We start from the raw sequence: 18,582 nt of genomic DNA, 5'->3' as shown, positions 1-18,582 counted from the left end.
CCGAGCCGCACCCAGTACGACCATCCGAGGGCTGCCCACCGAGGTCGATTCAGGCCGCTTCCCACAGACCAGCGTCCAGGAGGCGGGCCGCCTTGGTGATGCTGCCCGGCATCAGATGCCGATAGGTGCGATGCGTCTCCTCGATGGACTTGTGTCCCATCCATTTCCGCCACATCAGTGATCGGTATCCCGTTCCCGAGCGCGTTCGAGGCGAAGTAGTGCCGGAAGCTGTACAGCCGACACCGTCCTGCGCAGGCAGGTTCTTGAAAAATCTCTGCACACGCCGACGTTCCATCGGCTCCGTGTAGTGGCCGCTCGGACCACGGAGCAAGTAGCCGTCACGCGTGGTGCCGTGCTTATCCTCGTACCGCTCCATGGCCTCCCGCCCGGAGCGGGGCGGAGGCACCTCTCGGAACTCCCCCGCCTTGCGGTGCTTCAGCTTCGCCGGCCTGCGCGTGTTGGGGTGGATCTGCTCGTGCACCCTGTCGACATCGTCCGTCACGACGTTGTTGACGTTCACTGCCCGAGCTTCCCCGTTACGCAAGCCGCAGCCCACCATCATGACGATCTCGAGCGCGAGATCTTCGTCGGCGACGATCAGCTCCTTCTTCACGGAGGCGAGGGACGGGATACCACCTTCTCGCGGATACACTCAGGTTCCTGGACGCCCTTCACAGGGTCGTCCGCCATGGCCCCCTTGCCATAGGCATCGCGCAGGATGGCCTTGAGGGTGCGCAAGATGTTCACCTGGTTTCCGCGACCGACCCCGTCCGTCTCCAGCTCATCCAGGAAGCGCTCGACCACGATAGGCGTGACGGAATTCAGCTTCCGCGATCCGAGGCGGGGGATGATGTGCACGTTGATGGAGCTGTCCACGTGCCACCCCGTGGAGTATTCCGTCATCTGCGCTGCCGGGGCCGCCACTACTTCGCGTACTGCGCGACCGTCTGCTGGCCGAGTTCACGGCGGGCCTCGGCAACGGACGGCGCCGTCTTCTTTTTCTCCGCGTAGATCTGGGTAAGGCGCTCGATCGCGTCGTCCTGCGTGTCATAGCCGGCCTCTTCACGCTGCTCAAGCGCGTCCCGGAACCGAATCGTGTACGGGTGCAAGCAGCGGGTCGGCCTGGAACAACCGCACTCCGCCGTTACGCCATCGCTTGCCCCGTATGGAGGTTGATGCCGACGACCCTGGCCGTCTCCGTGCAACTCATGCCCTGCTGCACGAGCCGGAAGTATTCCTCCCGCTCACGGGTCAGCATCCCGCGGCCCTGAGCCACCGTCCGGGCCTCGCGGACCTCGAACATCGCAGCCCTCGAGCCGGGGTGTTGCGACGATCGCTGTAACCTGAGCTTCGCCTCAAGGGCCTTTCCCTTCCCGACCCGCGAACTCACGATCGTGCGGGCTGGTTGGCGATGAGAAGGGTGCTGCCGGCACGGCGGAAGCCCAGGCGTGAGTAGAGGCGAGCGACGGCGTTCTCCGCATAGGCGAGGAAGACAGTACCCACCCCGTGGTCACGAGCGTGGCTGGCCAGGGCCGCCGTGACGGCTGCGGCCAGACCCTGGCGGCGGGCGATGGGAAGGGTGCCGATGCCACCGATCTCAGTGGTGCCGGCGGCTGGGTGGTAGTGGCCGACCGCCAGCGGGGTGCCGTCCGAGGCGAGGGCCGCGATGAGCGTTTTGTGCCCGGCACGGATCGTGGGGCGGACCGCTGCCACGGTGCCGTCCTCGGCCAGTTCCCCGGCTGCCAGCGACAGTTCCTTGCGGCCCGCCGAGCCTACCCTGGTGCCCTCCTCGGCGAAGGCCAAGCGGGGAAGGGCGAGGGCTGCGGGCAATGCGGGATCATCGGCCGTCAGCACACGGAGCTTCACGCCGTCCGGCAACGGCCGTGGACCAACCTGTCGGTGCGGATCCAGAGACATCAGCGGGCGTTCCGCAACCGGCAGGCCAAGCGCCTCGATGTCGGCACGCAGCGTCGGAGCCGCCTCGGCCAGCCACTCGAAAGCCTCCGGCACACCCAGTTCGCGCTGCCGAGCCCGTACCCGAGCAATGTCAGTGATGGTCACCGACGACGCTCCCTCAGCAGTGGGCTGAGCATGGCTGGGACCGCCGTAATACGGAGCACCTGGTTTCCTACGCACGAACAGCCGCAAAGAACCGAACACTTCGGCATCAGAGAACAGCAACGGCACGGTGGCGTAGTACTGCTCGATACGGACACGCAGCGAGTCGCTCATGCGGCGCATCCCACCATGGAACCGGTAGGTGGGAAACGTCTCCCCAGGATTGTTGCCCATTCCTGCCCTGCGAACGGCACACGCCAGCCTACGCAACGGGCTCGGATGCTCCGACGGCGGCCGGCCGGCATCACGCGAACTTGACGCCGCCAGTCGGCACTAGTTAGTTCTGGACATCCACCCGGATGTCTCGCACATTCCGTGACAGGGCGTCGACCCGACGCACCGGGTACCATTCCGGGGCACGATGGGAAGCGCTCATGGCTGATCGAATCGCGGACGGACGCGGTCGGATGCGAAGCGCCGCGCTCGGCGAACTGGTCACGTGGGCCGAGCGACAACTGCCCAAGCTGATCGACGACGTGTGCGCGGCCGTCCGCAACCAGATGGACCTCTACCACGACGAGGACATCGTCCCGGGCGACGACCTGCACAGGTCCATGGCGCTCAACCTCCGGTTCATGATCAGGGGCCTCGCCGATCCGGAGGTCACGCCGGATCTGGCGGCCCCCTCCGAGACGGGCAGGCGCCGCGCGCACCAGCAGGCGCCGCTGCCCGAGGTGCTGCGCTGCTACCGCATAGGCTGCGCCATGCTCTGGGACCTGCTGGTCGACCACGCCCGCAGCAGCACCTGGCCGGACAGTCTGAACGCCCTTCTCGACGCGTCGAGCACCCTCTGGCGACTGTCCGACGAGCACGCGTTCTCGCTCACGGAGGCCTACCGCGCGGCGACCGCGGAGTTGCTGGTCGCCCAGCAGCGCCGGCGTTCGGCCCTGATAGACGCGCTGTTCACCGGTCAGCTGGTGCCCGAGTCCGGCTCGTGGGAAGTCGGCAGGCTGCTGGGCCTGCCCCTCGACACGAAGCTGATGGTGGTGGCCGCGGAGACCGCCGGCCTCGCGGAGGAGAGCCTGGTCGGCGTGGAACGCAGCCTCGCCGAACTCGGCGTCGTGTCGGTCTGGCAGCTCACCCCCGTCCTCCAGGCCGGTGTGGTCGCCCTGCGCGACGAGCAGCGTGACGCCGTCCTAGGCATCCTGCGCGCCACGGCCGCGGCCCGCACCGGTGTGAGTCCGTCCTACCGGTCGCTCGCCGAGACACCCCGCGCGCTTCATCTCGCCCGGTCCGCGCTCGCCGAAATCCCCGTCGGCAAGGCCGACGTACGTGTGTTCAGCAGCAGTCCGCTCGCCGCGCTGATCGCCTACGATCCCGACGAGGCACGGCGCCTGGCCAAGGAGGTACTGGGGCCGGTGCTCGACCTGCCGCCGGAGGACCGCGACGCGCTGTTGCACACGCTGCACGCCTTCGTCGACCACGCCGGTTCGGCCGATCGTGCCGGACGCGTCCTGCACTGCCACCCCAACACGGTCCGATACCGGCTGAACCGCGTCCGGGAACTCACCGGCCGCTCGCTCAGCGACCCCCGTTCACTCGCCGAACTGGTCACCGCGGCCGAGGCCTTCCGGCTGCACCCCAACGGTCTGTGACCTGGGTGCACGCCTCGGCTCATCCGCTCGTCGACGGCCTCAGCTCCACCACGGCCTCGTCGGTGTGGACCAGAAACGTCAGGGTCTGCCGGAAGTAGAGTTCGACGTGGGTGGCGTCGTGGGCCGAGTAGCCGATCGCGAGATCTTCGCCGAGTTTCAACTCGAAGTCCCCGCCTCGCGTGGACACCAGGAATGCCCCGTCGAGCGCGGGAGCCCAGATCGGCTGCCCGTCGAGCAGACGCTCGAGATGGGCGGCGACGGGATGTCCGTGGTCGGAGGTCTCACTGACCGCCGTGTACGCGTCGGCGCCGAGCAGCAGTGCGTACGGACCACCGACGCCGGCCAGGCGGAGGGTCGTCAGGGCGCGGCTGACGACGTCCGGATAGTCGCGCGGCTCGGCGGGCAGGGCGAGCGCCTGATGGGACGAGCGGCGGCGCATCCCGTCGATCGCTGCTGCGCCGTACCCGTCGAAGACGGCCCGGTCCTCGGCGAACGCCATGGTCTGGGCCGCGTCCTTGACGGGCTGCCAGTCGGAGTCCTTCGCACCGCGTTCGACGTCGTCGATCGCCGCGCGGCTCACCTTGAACGGCACCCGCAGTTCGACCAGGGCTTGCGCCTCGCGCAGCCGTGCGGAGACGCCCGGCCCCGGCGCCTCGATGCCGGTGAGGTGCCCCGTCGCGACCGCCGCGAGGTGGGGGCCCTCAGGACCGGAGACGTCCACGACCCGCCGCCCAGCCACGTTGCGACGGAAGGTACGGCCGGCTTCCTGTTCGATCTCACTCCACGCCTGGGGCGTGACGGGTGCGAGTTCCCGGTGCAGATTGCTCGAAGCGCCAAGCATGGTCATGATCAGACTCCCTTGAGACTGCCGATGCCGAGGGACCCGTCGGCCGGCCCCGTGTCCCGGGGTGCGGCGGGCAGGTTGTCGAGGAAGGTGGCGGTCGGCACGTGGAAGAGACACCCGGTGACCGCGGTCGAGAAGTCGAGGATCCGGTCGTGCAGGCCTGGACGCGTACCCAGGAACATGTTCCTCAGCATGTGTTCCGTCACGTCCGGGGTACGGGCGTAACCGATGAAGAACGTGCCGAACTCTCCGCGCCCGACGTTCCCGAACGGCATGTTCTCGCGCACGATCTTGCGCTCGTTCCCGTCCTCGTCGGTGATGGTGTTGAGCGCGACGTGGGAGTCGTCGGGCTTCACGTCGTCGGGGAGTTCCACATTGGCCGACTTCGTTCGCCCGATGACCTTTTCCTGCTCGTCCGACGGCAGGGCGTTCCAGGCTGCCATGTCATGCACGTACTTCTGGATGATCACGTAGCTGCCGCCCCGGAAGTCCGGGTCCTCGTCACCGACGAACACCGCTTCGGCGGCGATTCGTCCCTCGGGGTTCTCGCTGCCGTCGACGAAACCGAGCAGGTCACGTTCGTCGAAGTACTTGAAGGCATGCACTTCGTCGACGACGGTGGCCGCTCCCGCGAGTCGCTCGCCGAGCAGCCGGGCCAGTTCGAAGCAGAGATCCATGCGACCGGCCCGCACGTGGAAGAGGATGTCACCGGGAGTGCGCGGGGCTCGGTGGCGTTCGCCGGCCAACTCCACGAACGGGTGCAGTTGTCGAGGCCGCGGCCCGCTGAAAAGCCGGTCCCATGCCTCTGATCCGATACCGACGACGCAGCTGAGCCCGTCGTCGGGTGCGCGGAAGGCGACCGAGCGACGCAGGCCCGACAGATCCTCCAGGAGGCCGCGGACCGTGTCCTCTCCTCCGGGCGCGAGTGTGTATACGAGAAACACCGCGGCCCTGGCCGGCGGTACGACAACAGGCTGCGGTTCAGGCACAGGGCCGCGCCTCCTCATGGGGTGTCTTGGGAACGAACGGAGACGCCACCGGCCGGATCCTGCATCTCTCGGTGTTCCGGCGCGGTGGCGGGGAATGCGCGTGCGGGACTCTCCGCGAAGTTCGCAGGCGCGGGACTTTCCGCCAAGCTCAGAGATGGAGCTTGTCCTTGATCCGGTCCCAGCGCTCGTGGAACTCTTCGCGGCGTTCGGCACGCCGTTCCGCATGGAGTTTGGCGGCCGCGGCGGCCTGGGCCTCCTTGGCCGCTTCGGAGGCGGCCTCGACCTCGTCCAGCACGTCGTGGGCAGACCGGCGTACCACCGTGCCACCGTCCGCGGCGACCTCGGTGTCGACGATGCTCTCCGTCGCCTCGCTGACATCGGCGATCAGGGCGTTGCGCCCCGGCGGCACCGTCTTGGCGAACGCGCTGATGGCGGCCTCGGTGTCCGATGCCTTGGTCGCGTCGAGCACACCGCCGACCAGTGCACCCGCGCCCCATCCCAGGAGGACACCGAACGGACCGCCCAACAGCCCGACGAGCAGGCCGATGAGGCTCCCCTGGGTGACGCCCTCCCCGATCTGGTTGTCCGTCCCGTCCGCGACATAGAGGCTGCCGTCCGTCCTGCGCTCCACGACGACGGCGGCGTGGACGTCGACAAGCTGCTCGGCGTCGGCCTTCTTCAGCCGCGCCAGCGCGCGATAGGTCTTGGCGTCGTCGTCGAAGCGAATCACAACCACGTTCCGAGATCGCACTTTGTTCACGGTCCTCTCAGTCCGGAGAACCCAGAAGCTAGAGCAGAACACGGTCGCGCACCCCATGGCCGCGGCACGTTTGGTCGCCGCAACAACGCCCCTTATAACGCTGACCAGAATGATCCACCGACGGCTGCCCGCCGCGGAGTCGGGGGGATAGCTTGGCCGCTCCGGCCGTGCGGGCGGCGCGGGCGGGCCCGGGGGAGCTGGTCGGGTCACGTAGCGCGGCGATCTGAACTTGGTGCCCGAGCCACGCGTGAAGGCGGTTGTTCACGTCAACCACGGACATGCTTGTCGCACTGGACGAGGCGTAGCCGACGTGGAGCCCGGACCGCGGGTGTCCACGAGGCGCGTAGGGAGTAGCAATGACTGACCAGGACACGTCGGGACAGTCCGCCGAGGGCACCGGGAAGCAGCCCTCTCCGCAGTTCCGCCCCTACCACCATCCAGCCGCGGGCTGGGGCGCGGCCAAGAGTGTGACGCGCTTCCTGATACGCGAACGGGAACTGGTGGACGGCCCCAGGGCCATTCAGAAGATGAACCACGAGGGACGGGGCTTCGACTGCCCGGGATGTGCCTGGCCGGACGATCTCAAGGGGCTCCGGCTGGACATCTGCGAGAACGGGATCAAGCACGTCACGTGGGAAATGACCCACAAGCGGGTGGATCCCTCCTTCTTCGCGGCCCACACGGTCAGTGAACTCGCCACCTGGAGCGACGCGGAGCTCGAGGCCCAGGGCCGGCTGACCCAGCCCATGACGTACGACCCGGCCTCCGACACGTACGTGCCCATCTCGTGGCAGGACGCCTTCGCCATGGTCGGGCAGGCGCTGCGCGGCCTCGACGATCCCGACCAGGCCGCCTATTACACCTCCGGCCGGCTCGGCAACGAGGCTACCTTCCTCTACCAGCTGATGGCGCGTGAGCTCGGCACGAACAACCTGCCGGACTGCTCCAACATGTGCCACGAGGCCAGCGGTCGCGCGCTGCAGGCGGCGTTGGGCACGGGCAAGGGGACAGTCGACCTCAAGGACTGGGAGGTCACTGATGCGCTGTTCATCCTCGGGGTCAACGTGGCCTCCAACGCCCCGCGGATGCTCACCTCGCTGGCCGAGGCGCACAAGCGCGGCGCGAAGATCGTCCACGTCAACCCGATCGTCGAAGCCGGAGCGACCCGAACGATCATTCCGCACGACATCATGGACATGGCTCTGTTCCGGTCCACCCCCACCAGCACGCTGAACCTCCAGCCGCGGATCGGCGGCGACATGGCTTTTCTCCGCGGTATGGCGAAGGCCGTCCTCGCCGAGGCGGAGAGCGATCCGAAGGCGCTCGACCGGGAGTTCATCGACCGGTACACGGCGGGCTTCGAGGCGTACCGAGAGCTGTGCGAGTCCACGTCCTGGGACGAGATCGAGCTGCAGAGCGGCCTCGGCCGGGCCGCGATCGAAGAAGCGGCACGCGTCTACTGCGAGGCCGACCGCAGCGTCTTCAGCTGGTGCCTGGGGATCACCCAGCACGAGCACGGTGTCGACACGGTCCGCGAGATCGTCAACCTGCTTCTCCTGCGGGGCAATCTCGGCAGGGAGGGCGCGGGACCCTCGCCGGTGCGGGGGCACAGCAACGTGCAGGGGAACCGCACCTGCGGAATCGATCACCGGCCGCCCAAGGAATTCCTCGACCGCCTGGCCGCTGCCTGCAAGATCGATCCCCCTCGGGAGCACGGCCTGGACACGGTGGGCACCATCGAGGCCATGCACCGCGGCGACGTCAAGGTGTTCGTCGGCATGGGGGGCAACTTCGCCCTTGCCGCGCCGGACACGCCGTACACGTCAGCTGCCCTGCGCAAGTGCGATCTGACCGTCCAGGTCAGCACCAAACTCAATCGCAGCCATCTGGTCCACGGACGCCAGGCGCTCATCCTCCCGTGCCTGGGCCGCACCGAGAAGGACATCCAGAAGTCCGGCGAGCAGGCCACCTCGGTCGAGGACTCGATGAGCATGGTCCACCTCTCGGTGGGCATGAAGCGACCGGCCTCGCCTCATCTCCTCTCCGAACCGGCGATCATCGCCGGCATGGCCCGGGCGGCCCTGCCCGACAGCACCACGCCCTGGGAGGAGTACACCGAGGACTACGACCGGATCCGCGACACCATGGCCAAGGCTCTGGACGGGTTCGAGGACTTCAATCGCCGCGTGCGGCTTCCCCTGGGTTTTCGCCTCACCCAGCCCGCCCGTGAGCTCGTGTTCCTGACGCCTTCGGGGCGTGCGGAGTTCTCCGCTGCCGAACTCCCCGACGTGGTTCCCGCACGCGGCATGCTGAAGCTGGGCACGATGCGCTCGCACGACCAGTGGAACACCACGATCTACTCGGACGACGACCGCTACCGCGGAATCAAGAATCTGCGCACGCTCATCTTCATGAACGAGGCGGACATGCGCGACCGCGGCCTCGAGCTGTTCGACGAGGTCGACATCACCAGTACGGCCAAGGACGGCACGACCCGCAGCGTGTCCCGCTACAAGGCCGTTCCGTACGACATTCCGCGAGGTTGCGCGGCCGGTTACATGCCGGAGTTGAACGTGCTGTGTGCGATCGGCGACTACAGCACGCAGAGCGACCAGCCGCTCATGAAGAACGTCAACGTCGAGGTCACGCCTGCCGGTTGACGACCGTGGAGCGAGGAGCCCGTGCTCCGCATGCGGAGTGCGGGACCTCGCTGCAGAGCACCTGCTGTCCCCTCTTTCATACTGTTCCCCTCGCGCACCAGGAGCTGTCATGTCGATGACGTTCGGTTCTCCTTTTGGTTCGTCCGATCCGTTCAGCGAATTGTTGAACCGGTTCTTCGGTATGTCGCCGGCCTCGTCGCCGCCCGCGGTGCAGCGAGTGCCCATCGGACGCCTTCTGACGGAGTCGTCGCAGGAACTGCTCAATCTCGCTGCCCAGAAGGCGGTCGAGGACGGGACGTCCGACCTCGACACGGAGCATCTGCTCTGGGCGGCCACGAAGGTCGATCCCGCTCGACGGCTTCTGGCCAAGGCAGGCGTTGATCCCGACAAGCTCGCGTCCCAGATCGCCGAAGTCCTTCCCCACGAAGCCGGCGAGCCGTCCGCGCAGCCGGGTCTCACCCCTGCGGCCAAGCGCACGCTCGCCACCGCCTACGGCCACTCACAGGCGGCCGGGGTCTCCTACATCGGTCCCGAGCACATTCTCGGCGCGCTCCTGAGCGACAGCGACACGGGCGCTGCGCGGCTGCTTCGTGCGGAGGGCGTCGACGCGAAGCAGGTGGAGAACCTCACGGAGCAGGCGGCCCGCGCGGACGGCTCGCCGGCCAACCGCAAGAAGCAGACGCAGCCGGCCACCACCCTGGACGAGTACGGCCGGGACCTCACCGAGGAAGCGAAGGCAGGCAAGCTCGACCCGGTGGTCGGTCGGGCCGAGGAGATCGAGCAGACCGTCGAGATCCTTTCGCGGCGTTCCAAGAACAACCCCGTGCTCATCGGCGAGCCCGGCGTGGGCAAGACCGCGATCGTGGAGGGGCTCGCCCAGCGCATCGTGGCGGGCGAGGTCCCGGGCACGCTGAAGGACAAGAGGGTCGTCGCCCTGGACCTGTCGGGCATGGTGGCGGGTGCGCAGTACCGGGGGCAGTTCGAGGAGCGGCTGAAGAAGGTCATCGAGGACGTCCAGGCGGCGAGCGGCGACATCATCCTGTTCATCGACGAACTGCACACGGTCGTGGGCGCCGGCGCGACGGGCGAGGGCTCCATGGACGCGGGCAACATGCTCAAGCCCGCCCTCGCGCGCGGAGAACTCCACGTGGTGGGCGCGACGACCATCGACGAGTACCGCAAGTACATCGAGAAGGACGCCGCCCTCGAGCGCCGCTTCCAGCCCGTGATGGTGCCGGAGCCGACCGTCGAGGAGACGGTGCAGATCCTGGAGGGACTGCGCGACACCTACGAGGCCCACCACCAGGTCCGCTTCGCCGACGGCGCCCTGGCCGCCGCGGCGGAACTGTCCGACCGTTACATCAGTGATCGCTTCCTGCCCGACAAGGCGATCGACCTGATGGACCAGGCCGGCGCACGGGTGCGTCTGCGCAGCGCCGGCCGCTCCACCGAGGTCGTCGGCCGCGAGGACCGTATCGCCAAGCTGCGCCGTGAACTGGACCAGGCGATCGCCTCGGAGGACTTCCAGAAGGCTTCGGAACTCAAGCGGCAGATCGCCGAGGTGGAGGGCGAGCTCGCCGGGATCGAGGAGCGCCGCGAGGGCGTCGTCTCCGTCACGGCGTCCGACATCGCGGACATCGTCTCCCGCCGTACGGGGATTCCGGTCTCTCAACTCACCGCCACCGAGAAGGAGAGGCTCCTCAAGCTCGAAGAGGAGATGCATGAGCGGATCGTGGGCCAGGACGAGGCGGTCACCGCCGTGTCCCAAGCGGTACGCCGCAATCGCGCGGGCATGGGTGACCCCGACCGCCCCGTGGGATCGTTCCTCTTCCTCGGCCCCACCGGTGTCGGCAAGACCGAACTCGCCAAGACCCTCGCCGAGTTGCTGTTCGGCGAAGCCGATCGCATGATCCGCTTCGACATGAGCGAGTTCCAGGAGAAGCACACCGTCGCCAGGCTCGTCGGCGCGCCCCCCGGATACGTCGGCTACGACGAGGCCGGCCAGCTCACCGAGAAGGTGCGCCGCCAGCCCTACAGTGTGGTGCTGTTCGACGAGGTGGAGAAGGCCCATCCCGACGTCTTCAACACGCTGCTGCAGATCCTCGACGACGGACGTCTCACCGACGCACAGGGCCGCACGGTCGACTTCCGCCACTGCGTCATCATCATGACGTCCAACATCGGCGCACACCGCATCCTCGACCACAAGGGCGACGTCTCGGAGCTCAAGGACGAGTTGATGGACGACCTGCGGGCCCGGTTCCTGCCGGAGTTCCTCAACCGCATCGACGACATCATCATCTTCCACAGCCTCACCGAGGCCGATCTGGCGCAGATCCTGGACCATCTGCTGGACCAGAGCGAGCATCGGGTGCACGCCCAGGGCCTGACGCTGGAGGTCACGGCAGCGGCCAGGAAGCTTCTCGTCGCCCACGGTTACCAGCCGGAGTTCGGCGCCCGTCCACTGCGGCGCACGATCCAGACGGAACTCGACAACCACATCGCCTCCCTCCTGCTCAGCGGCGAGGCCGGGCCCGGGGACACGATCGTCGCCGACGTGGAACACGACACGCTTCACTGCACGGTACGCAAGGAGAACTCCGGGAAGAGCGACGCCAAGGACGCCGACTCGACGCCGGCCTGACGGTGACGGTCTCCGGCGTGTGACGTTGCCGGTCCGTCGGCATGGCGTCTCCCAGGTTTCGCAGGACTCACGCTGATCCCGACCGACTGTCCCGTCAGTGTGAGCAACGGCCCTCGAAGACCCGCATGGCGAGCGCCACAGCGGTGGTCATCGGCGGCGGCGCGGGGCGGACAGAGCGGCGGTGAAGTCGTTCAGGGCCGCGAGGTTGTGGGCGCTGACGACGGCGTCGCAGTAGGGCAGCGCCGCGGCCATGCCGGCCACGAGCGGACGGTAACGCGGGCTTGCCGTGCGCGGGTTGACCCAGACGACGCGGTGGGCGACCCGGGACAGCCGCGCCATGTGGGTGGCGAGATCGGCGGACGTGCCGGTGTCCCAGCCGTCGGAGATGATGACGACCACGGCGCCGTGCGCCATGCCGCGCCGGCCGAACCGCTCGTTGAACTCCGCGAGGCACTGCGCGATCCGGGTGCCGCCGGACCAGTCCGGGGCCGCCCGTCCGGCCCGTGCCAGGGCATCGTCCGGCCCGGTCCGCCGGAGGGCGGGGGTGAGGCGTGTGAGCCGGGTGGCGAAGGTGAAGACCTCGGCGCGGGCGGCTCGGGCGGCACAGTAGATCAGTTGCAGCATCGCGCGGGCATAGGGCTCCATCGATCCGGAGATGTCGCAGAGCACGATGAGGTCGCGGGGGCGGACGCGAAGCTCGAAGTGGCGCAGCCGCAGAGGGTATCCGCCGGTGCGTCGGCTGGTGGAGAGGGTGCGGCGTACGTCGATGCGTGCACCGGAGTGCGCGGTGCGGCGCCGACGGGACGGCCGGGTCGGGGTGCGAAGCACCAGGGTGCGCATCACCTCGGAGAGTCGCGCCAGTTCCTCGGCCGACAGGTCCGCGAAGTCGCGGGTGGCGAGACGGTCGAGCGGACTGGCGGCGAGGGGGACGGGAGCCTCCCGCGGCTCTGCGTCCGGCTCCCGGGCGCATCCGGCCGCCGTGGTCCTCCGGGCGCCGGGGACGCGGCCGGGAGCGGTGTTCGGGAGCGATCGGGCCGGGTCGCCGGGTTGCCCGCGTTGTGCTCCACGGTCGGCCGGCCCGCCGAAGACCTCCCGGAAGACCGCGTCGAACGCCGCGATCTGCTCGGGGTCGGACACCAGGGTGGCGAGCGCGCAGTGCCGCAGCTCGCGCGTGGTCGACGGTGGCAGCAGGGTGAGCGCCCGAGCGAAGCTGCGGGTGCGGTCGGGGCCCACCGCGATCCCCGCGTCGTGCAGAGCGGCGGTGAGCGAGGCGGCGAGTTCCGGCAGGTCAGCCATCGGAGCCTGCCTCCGCGTCGATCAGCTCCGCAAGTCCCGCACGGCGTACGGCCGTCAGGTCCTCGGCGTATTTGAGTACGGCCCCCAGGGTGCGGTCGGCGGCGTCGGCGTCGAGAACGGAGAGCCCCAGCGCGCGCAGCGCGCCCGCCCAGTCGATCGCCTCGGCGATGCCGGGCGGCTTGGTGAGCTCCTGTCGAGCACGCAGGTGCGCCACCCCGCGCGCCACGCTCGCGGCCAGCCAGTCGGCCGACTCCGGCACCCGTCTGCGGATGATCGCGGCGACGCGTGCGGTGTCCGGGTAGTCGATCCAGTGGTAGAGGCAGCGGCGTTTGAGTGCGTCGTGCAGATCCCGGGTGCGGTTGGAGGTCAGGACGGCCACCGGCGGCACCGCGGCCGTCCGGGTGCCCAGTTCGGGGATGGTGACCGCGGCATCGGCGAGCAGTTCCAGCAGGAACGCCTCGAACTCGTCGTCCGCGCGGTCCACCTCGTCGATGAGCAGCACCGCCGGTCTCGGTCCCGGGTGGCAGATCGCGGCGAGCAGCGGCCGTGGCAGCAGGTAGTCCTCGGTGAACAGGTCGGCGTCCCCCAGGGGTTCACCGCGGGACTCGGCCAGCCGGATGGCCAGCAGTTGCCGTGGATAGTTCCACTCGTAGAGGGCCTCGGCCGCGGACAGTCCCTCGTAGCACTGCAGCCGGATCAGCGGGGTGTCGAGCACCGCGGCGAGCGCGCGGGCCGCCTCGGTCTTGCCGACGCCGGGCTCGCCCTCCAGCAGGATCGGCTGCCGCATGCGCACGGCCAGCAACAGCGCTGTGGCCAGGGCGTCGTCGGTCAGGTAGCCGACTGCGTCCAGACGCGAGCGCAGGGCGGGGACATCGGGTACGAGGGGGTCGAGGTCAGGCATGCGCGTATCGGGAGGGGTCGTCGGCGAAGGCGTGCTGGCAGCCCGGGCCGCAGAAGTACACCCTGCTGCCGGCCCGGTCCAGGGAGAGCGTGTCGGGCGTGATCGCCACGGTCATGCCGCACACGGGATCCACGCCCTCGGCCACGGCCTGCGGCGCGGCGGAGCCGGCTTCGGGGCGCGCGGCTCGGGCCGTCTTCGGCCGCAACGCGATGATCTCGGCGTACACCGACAGCGCGATCTCCCCCGGGGTCCGCGCGCCGATGTCCAGGCCGGCCGGTGTGTGGACGCGCGCGCGTTGCTCCTCGGAGAGACCCAGCCCGGCGAGCACCGCCGCGCCGCGCTTCGGACTGGCCACCAGCCCGATGTACGGGACCCCGGCGCGTGCGGCCTCGATCAGCACGGCCTCCTCGTCGCGGCCGTGTGTGGCGATGACGACGACGTGCAGATCGGGCGGCAGCGGCTCCCCGGGCGAGGCCGGCCGGGCGTCCAGGCCGAGCACACGACCGACGTCGAGCAGGGCGCGGGCGATGGGGGCATGTCCGTAGACGTACGCCAGCGCCGGGGGGAGGTTGGCCTCCAGGAAGATGTCGAGCGTCCCGCCCGACAGACAGGGATTGGCCACCGTGACCAGTCCGTCGACGGGCTCCGGTGCGCCGTCGGGGCCGGTGTCCGCGCCGGGCGTGATCCTCAGCAGCAGCGACTCGCCGGTCCGCAGCACGCGCAGGCCCTGCAGTTGCACCGTCGTCTCGGCGCAGCTGCCGCCCACGAAGCCCTCGACGGTGCCGTCGGGGAGCACCAGCGCGCTGTCCCCGGGCTTGGCGCTCGTGGGCCGTTCCGCGTGGACGACGGTGGCCAGGACGAACGGGGTCCGGCCGTGCCGGAGCACGTCCGCGCGGGTCAGCAGTTCGGTGTTCGTCATCGCGGGCGCCTCAGGTGATCGCCAGGTCGGTGCGCAGCGGCCGGCCCTGGGCGGCGCGCCACACGACGGCGGGCGTCAGCGGCATGTCGACATGGCGTACGCCGAGCGGCTTCAGCGCGTCGACCACGGCGTTGACCACCGCGGCGGGCGAACCCACCGTGGCGGACTCGCCGACGCCCTTGGCGCCGATGGGGTGGTGCGGGGAGGGGGTGACGGTCTCGCCGAGCTCCCAGGACGGGCACTCGACCGAGGTGGGCAGGAGGTAGTCCATGAACGATCCGCCGAGGCAGTTGCCGTCCTCGTCGAAGGCGATCACCTGCATGAGCGCCATGCCGAGGCCGTCGGCGAGTCCGCCGTGCACCTGGCCCTCGACGATCGTGGGGTTGATCCGGTTGCCGCAGTCGTCCACGGCGATGAACCGGCGGACCTTCACCTGGCCGGTGTCCGCGTCCACGTCGACGACGCAGATGTACGCGCCGAAGGGGAAGGTGAGGTTCGGCGGGTTGTAGACGCAGGTCGCGTCCAGGTGGCCCTCGACGCCCTCGGGCAGCTCCAGGTTGGAGTGTGCGGCGAGCGCGATCTCGGCCATGGTCCGTCCTTGGTCGGGGTCTCCCGTGACGTACCAGCGGCCCTTCTCCCATTCCAGGTCGTCCGGGCTCACTTCGAGCATCGCGGAGGCGACGATCTTCGCGCGTTCGCGGACCTTGCGGGCGACCATCGCGGCCGCCGCGCCGGACACGGGCGTGGAGCGCGACCCGTAGGTGCCGAGCCCGAACGGAGTCTGGTCGGTGTCGCCGTGCACCACCTCGACGTCGTCGGGCGGGATGCCCAGTTCCTCGGCGACGATCTGGGCGAACGTCGTCTCGTGGCCCTGCCCCTGGGTCTGCACCGAGATCCGCAGGACGGCCTTGCCGGTCGGGTGCACGCGCAGTTCGGCGCCGTCGGCCATGCCCAGCCCGAGGATGTCCATGTGCTTGCGGGGGCCGGCGCCGACGGCCTCGGTGAAGAAACTGACCCCGATGCCCATCAACTCGCCGCGCTCGCGCTTTTCGGCCTGCTCCCGGCGCAGGTCCTCGTAGTGCGCGATGTCCATGGCCAGCCGCAGGGCCTTCGGGTAGTCGCCGGAGTCGTACTCCCACCCCGTCTGCGTCCGGTACGGGAACTGCCCGGGCCGCAGCAGGTTGCGCATCCTCAACTCGGCCGGGTCCATGCCGAGTTCGGCGGCGAGCACGTCGACCATCCGCTCGACGAGGTATACGGCCTCGGTGACGCGGAACGAGCAGGCGTAGGCGACACCGCCGGGCGCCTTGTTGGTGTAGACGCCGGTCACGGCGCAGTGCGCGGCGGCCAGATCGTACGAGCCGGTGAACACCCCGAAGAAGCCGGCCGGGAACTGCGTGGGCTGCGCGGTGGCGTTGAACGCGCCGTGATCGGCGATCACTTGGACCCGCAGGCCCAGGATCCTGCCGTCGCGTGTCGCCGCGATCTCGCCGTGCATGTGGTAGTCGCGGGCGAAGGACGTGCTCATCAGGTTCTCCGAGCGGTCCTCCACCCACTTGACCGGCTTGCCGGTGACGATCGAGCCGACGACCGCGCACACATACCCCGGGTAGATGCCGACCTTGTTGCCGAAGCCGCCCCCGATGTCCGGGGAGATGATCCGGATCTTGTGCTCCGGGATGCCGGCCACCATCGCGTAGATCGTGCGGTGGGCGTGCGGGGCCTGCGTGGTGGACCACACCGTCAGTTTCCCGGTGACGGCGTCCATGTCCGCGACGGTGCCACATGTCTCCAGCGGCGCCGGGTGCACCCGCGGATACAGCATGTCCCGCTCCACCACGACCTCGGCGCCCGCGAAGACCTCGTCGGTGCGTTCCTTGTCGCCCGCCGACCAGTCGAAGATGTGGTTGTCGGTCTGATGTTCCTTGTCGTCGCGGATCACCGGCGCGTCCGGGTCGAGCGCCCGCCGCGCGTCGACGACCGGCGGGAGCGGTTCGTACTCCACGTCGATCAGTTCGAGGGCGTCCCGGGCTGCGTAGCGGTCCTCGGCGACGACGAAGGCGACCTCCTGGCCCTGGAAGCGCACCTTGTCTGTGGCGAGCACCGCCTGCGTGTCGTACGAGAGCGTGGGCATCCAGGCCAGCCCGAGGCCGGCCAGGGTCTCCCCGGTGATCACGGCCTTGACCTTCGGGTGCGCCTCGGCGGCGCTGGTGTCGATCGACACGATCCGGGCGTGCGCCAGTGGGCTGCGCAGGATCGCGCCGTACAGCATCCCGGGCAGTCGTACGTCATCGACGTAGGTCCCGTGACCGCGGACGAACCGCGCGTCCTCCTTGCGGGGCATCCGTCCGAAGCCGACCGGCCGTTCCTCGGTGGTCGTCATGCCCGCACCTCCTCGCGGCCGGGCGCCGGCTCGGTGCCCGCATCGGCGCTCGCCCGCCCGCCGCCGTGCTCGGCGGCCCAGCGGATGGAGCGCACGATGTTCTCGTAACCGGTGCAGCGGCACACCTGTCCGGAGATGGCCTCGCGGATGTCCTCCTCGGACGGATCGTCGTCGTGGTCGAGCAGCCAGCGGGCGGTCATCATCATCCCCGGCGTGCAGAAGCCGCACTGCAACCCGTGGCAGGCGATGAACCCCTGTTGCACCGGGTCGAGTTCGGCCCCGTGCGCCAGGCCTTCGACGGTCCGCACCTCATGGCCGTCGGCCATCACCGCGAGCACGGTGCAGGACTTGACCGGCATCCCGTCCAACCAGACGGTGCACACACCGCAGTTGGAGGTGTCGCAGCCCCAGTGGGTGCCGGTGAGTCCGAGTTCGTCGCGCAGGAAGTGCACGAGCAGCAGCCTCGGTTCCACGTCCCTCGTGTGCTGCTCGCCGTTCACGGTCACGGTGATCCGCATGTCACGCCTCCTGCCCCCGGGCACGTGCGGCGGCGGCGCGCAGCGCCCGCGTGGTGAGCTCTCCGGCCAGGTGCCGCTTGTAGTCGACCGGGCCGCGCTGGTCGGCCGTCGGCCTGCACTCCTGCGCGGCGATCCGGCCCGCCTCGACGAAGGCCTCGTCGTCCGGCCGTCCGCCACGCAGGAAGTCCTCGGCCTGCTCGGCCACGAAGTGTGGGGCACCCACCGCGGTCAGGCCGATCCCGGCCTCGGTGATGACCCCGCCGGAGATCTCCAGCACCGCTCCCGCGGCGACGACCGCCCAGTCACCGACCCGGCGCTCGACCTTGCGGTAGGCGCTGGCGTGCGAGCGGATGGGCACGCGGATCTCCACCAGAAGCTCCGCCTCGTCCAGCGAGGTCTCGTACGGTCCGCGGAAGAACTCCCTGATCCCGATGGTGCGCCTGCCGCCGGGGCCCTGGGTCACCAGGGTCGCCCGCAGTGCCGAGAACGCCGCGGACAGGTCCTCCGACGGATCGGCCTGGCACAGCGAGCCGCCCACGGTGCCGCGGTTGCGTACGAGCGGATCGGCGATGACCCGTTCCGCGTCCCGCAGGATGGGGAAATGCTCGCCGACGACCGGCGACGCGAGCAGCTCCGCGTGACGGACCATCGCTCCGACGGCCAGGTCGTGCCCGTCCACCCGGATCAGCGCCAGCTCGCCGAGACCGTTGATGTCGATCAGGGCTTCGGGCTGAGCCAGCCGCAGCTTCATCATCGGCAGCAGGCTGTGTCCGCCGGCCACCACCCGGGCCTCGGGGCCGTACCGTGTGAGCAGTTCGATCGCCTGCTCGAGGCTGGTGGCCTTCTCGTACTGGAATGCAGCCGGTACTTGCATCGGGCCCTCCTGGATCGCTGTGCCCGTTGCTGCAGTGATGCTGCGCTCTTCCGTACCGGCCGTGCAATGGGTGGATAAGCA

Annotated in this window: 16 protein-coding genes; 3 read left to right on the top strand and 13 right to left on the bottom strand. The window is 69.4% G+C overall.

Translation table 11 applies throughout. From position 1 onward, the window contains the following. Nucleotides 1-49: 49 nt before the first annotated feature. The 4 genes from ABZ910_RS13680 to ABZ910_RS13665 all read right to left on the bottom strand — a co-directional run bounded on the left by ABZ910_RS13680 (nucleotide 50) and on the right by ABZ910_RS13665 (nucleotide 2,232). Entirely contained in the window at nucleotides 50-613 is a 564-nt protein-coding gene (locus ABZ910_RS13680; RefSeq protein ID WP_361363199.1) for a hypothetical protein, read from the bottom strand. Further along, nucleotides 610-876, bottom strand: a complete 267-nt coding sequence (locus ABZ910_RS13675) for a hypothetical protein (protein ID WP_361363196.1) — start codon at nucleotides 874-876, stop codon at nucleotides 610-612. The genes ABZ910_RS13680 and ABZ910_RS13675 overlap by 4 nt, the downstream gene beginning before the upstream one ends. Nucleotides 877-923: 47 nt before the next feature. Next, nucleotides 924-1,109 carry a hypothetical protein gene (locus ABZ910_RS13670; protein ID WP_361363193.1) on the bottom strand — a complete coding sequence of 62 codons (186 nt, stop codon included), beginning with the start codon at nucleotides 1,107-1,109 and terminating at the stop codon, nucleotides 924-926. Between the two features lie 277 nt (nucleotides 1,110-1,386). Then, nucleotides 1,387-2,232: a GNAT family N-acetyltransferase gene (locus ABZ910_RS13665; RefSeq protein ID WP_361363190.1), complete on the bottom strand. Its 846-nt coding sequence runs from the start codon at nucleotides 2,230-2,232 to the stop codon at nucleotides 1,387-1,389. A 260-nt stretch (nucleotides 2,233-2,492) separates the two neighbouring features. Here ABZ910_RS13665 and ABZ910_RS13660 point away from each other — a divergent pair, with 260 nt between their 5' ends. Then, on the top strand, nucleotides 2,493-3,713 hold the full coding sequence (locus ABZ910_RS13660; protein ID WP_361363187.1) for a helix-turn-helix domain-containing protein: 1,221 nt from the start codon (nucleotides 2,493-2,495) through the stop codon (nucleotides 3,711-3,713). A gap of 19 nt (nucleotides 3,714-3,732) precedes the next feature. Here the strand turns inward: ABZ910_RS13660 and ABZ910_RS13655 are convergent, their stop codons facing one another. The 3 genes from ABZ910_RS13655 to ABZ910_RS13645 all read right to left on the bottom strand — a co-directional run bounded on the left by ABZ910_RS13655 (nucleotide 3,733) and on the right by ABZ910_RS13645 (nucleotide 6,282). Next, entirely contained in the window at nucleotides 3,733-4,560 is an 828-nt protein-coding gene (locus ABZ910_RS13655) for a family 1 encapsulin nanocompartment shell protein (RefSeq protein WP_361363184.1), read from the bottom strand. A gap of 2 nt (nucleotides 4,561-4,562) precedes the next feature. Next, nucleotides 4,563-5,546 carry a Dyp-type peroxidase gene (locus tag ABZ910_RS13650; protein WP_361363181.1) on the bottom strand — a complete coding sequence of 328 codons (984 nt, stop codon included), beginning with the start codon at nucleotides 5,544-5,546 and terminating at the stop codon, nucleotides 4,563-4,565. A gap of 148 nt (nucleotides 5,547-5,694) precedes the next feature. Next, entirely contained in the window at nucleotides 5,695-6,282 is a 588-nt protein-coding gene (locus ABZ910_RS13645; protein ID WP_361363178.1) for a DUF1269 domain-containing protein, read from the bottom strand. Between the two features lie 380 nt (nucleotides 6,283-6,662). Here ABZ910_RS13645 and ABZ910_RS13640 point away from each other — a divergent pair, with 380 nt between their 5' ends. Then, a complete protein-coding gene (locus ABZ910_RS13640; RefSeq protein WP_361363175.1) occupies nucleotides 6,663-8,966 on the top strand; it encodes an FdhF/YdeP family oxidoreductase in 2,304 nt (767 codons plus the stop codon). Nucleotides 8,967-9,075: 109 nt separating this feature from the next. Next, entirely contained in the window at nucleotides 9,076-11,610 is a 2,535-nt protein-coding gene (locus ABZ910_RS13635) for an ATP-dependent Clp protease ATP-binding subunit (RefSeq protein WP_361363172.1), read from the top strand. 147 nt (nucleotides 11,611-11,757) lie between these two features. Here the strand turns inward: ABZ910_RS13635 and ABZ910_RS13630 are convergent, their stop codons facing one another. The 6 genes from ABZ910_RS13630 to ABZ910_RS13605 are packed head-to-tail and all read right to left on the bottom strand — an operon-like array spanning nucleotide 11,758 to nucleotide 18,501. Further along, nucleotides 11,758-12,906, bottom strand: coding sequence for a VWA domain-containing protein (locus ABZ910_RS13630; protein ID WP_361363169.1), 1,149 nt, complete (start codon nucleotides 12,904-12,906; stop codon nucleotides 11,758-11,760). Continuing rightward, nucleotides 12,899-13,807 carry a MoxR family ATPase gene (locus ABZ910_RS13625; protein WP_361363166.1) on the bottom strand — a complete coding sequence of 303 codons (909 nt, stop codon included), beginning with the start codon at nucleotides 13,805-13,807 and terminating at the stop codon, nucleotides 12,899-12,901. Before ABZ910_RS13625 ends, ABZ910_RS13630 begins: the two co-directional genes overlap by 8 nt. Next, complete coding sequence (locus ABZ910_RS13620) at nucleotides 13,800-14,726, bottom strand: XdhC family protein (RefSeq protein WP_361363163.1); 927 nt, start codon at nucleotides 14,724-14,726, stop codon at nucleotides 13,800-13,802. The genes ABZ910_RS13625 and ABZ910_RS13620 overlap by 8 nt, the downstream gene beginning before the upstream one ends. A gap of 10 nt (nucleotides 14,727-14,736) precedes the next feature. Beyond that, the gene (locus ABZ910_RS13615) at nucleotides 14,737-17,109 is read right to left on the bottom strand and encodes an aerobic carbon-monoxide dehydrogenase large subunit (RefSeq protein ID WP_361363160.1); all 2,373 of its coding nucleotides are present in this window, start codon (nucleotides 17,107-17,109) and stop codon (nucleotides 14,737-14,739) included. Beyond that, nucleotides 17,106-17,627 (bottom strand): (2Fe-2S)-binding protein, encoded by a 522-nt coding sequence (locus tag ABZ910_RS13610; RefSeq protein WP_361363157.1) that lies wholly within the window; start codon nucleotides 17,625-17,627, stop codon nucleotides 17,106-17,108. Before ABZ910_RS13610 ends, ABZ910_RS13615 begins: the two co-directional genes overlap by 4 nt. Nucleotide 17,628: 1 nt before the next feature. Then, a complete protein-coding gene (locus ABZ910_RS13605) occupies nucleotides 17,629-18,501 on the bottom strand; it encodes a xanthine dehydrogenase family protein subunit M (RefSeq protein WP_361363154.1) in 873 nt (290 codons plus the stop codon). Between the last annotated feature and the right edge of the window lie 81 nt (nucleotides 18,502-18,582).

This window comes from Streptomyces sp. NPDC046805 (assembly GCF_040645355.1).
Lineage (GTDB): Bacteria > Actinomycetota > Actinomycetes > Streptomycetales > Streptomycetaceae > Streptomyces.
This window is presented reverse-complemented; position numbering and strand designations above follow the sequence as displayed.

Excerpts from the sequence above, each read along its gene's own strand:
- ABZ910_RS13625 (WP_361363166.1), bottom strand. The coding sequence starts at position 13,807 with ATGCCTGACCTCGACCCCCTCGTACCCGATGTCCCCGCCCTGCGCTCG.
- ABZ910_RS13660 (WP_361363187.1), top strand. The coding sequence starts at position 2,493 with ATGGCTGATCGAATCGCGGACGGACGCGGTCGGATGCGAAGCGCCGCG.
- ABZ910_RS13620 (WP_361363163.1), bottom strand. The coding sequence starts at position 14,726 with ATGACGAACACCGAACTGCTGACCCGCGCGGACGTGCTCCGGCACGGC.
- ABZ910_RS13610 (WP_361363157.1), bottom strand. The coding sequence starts at position 17,627 with ATGCGGATCACCGTGACCGTGAACGGCGAGCAGCACACGAGGGACGTG.
- ABZ910_RS13605 (WP_361363154.1), bottom strand. The coding sequence starts at position 18,501 with ATGCAAGTACCGGCTGCATTCCAGTACGAGAAGGCCACCAGCCTCGAG.
- ABZ910_RS13630 (WP_361363169.1), bottom strand. The coding sequence starts at position 12,906 with ATGGCTGACCTGCCGGAACTCGCCGCCTCGCTCACCGCCGCTCTGCAC.
- ABZ910_RS13635 (WP_361363172.1), top strand. The coding sequence starts at position 9,076 with ATGTCGATGACGTTCGGTTCTCCTTTTGGTTCGTCCGATCCGTTCAGC.
- ABZ910_RS13640 (WP_361363175.1), top strand. The coding sequence starts at position 6,663 with ATGACTGACCAGGACACGTCGGGACAGTCCGCCGAGGGCACCGGGAAG.
- ABZ910_RS13665 (WP_361363190.1), bottom strand. The coding sequence starts at position 2,232 with ATGAGCGACTCGCTGCGTGTCCGTATCGAGCAGTACTACGCCACCGTG.
- ABZ910_RS13655 (WP_361363184.1), bottom strand. The coding sequence starts at position 4,560 with ATGACCATGCTTGGCGCTTCGAGCAATCTGCACCGGGAACTCGCACCC.
- ABZ910_RS13615 (WP_361363160.1), bottom strand. The coding sequence starts at position 17,109 with ATGACGACCACCGAGGAACGGCCGGTCGGCTTCGGACGGATGCCCCGC.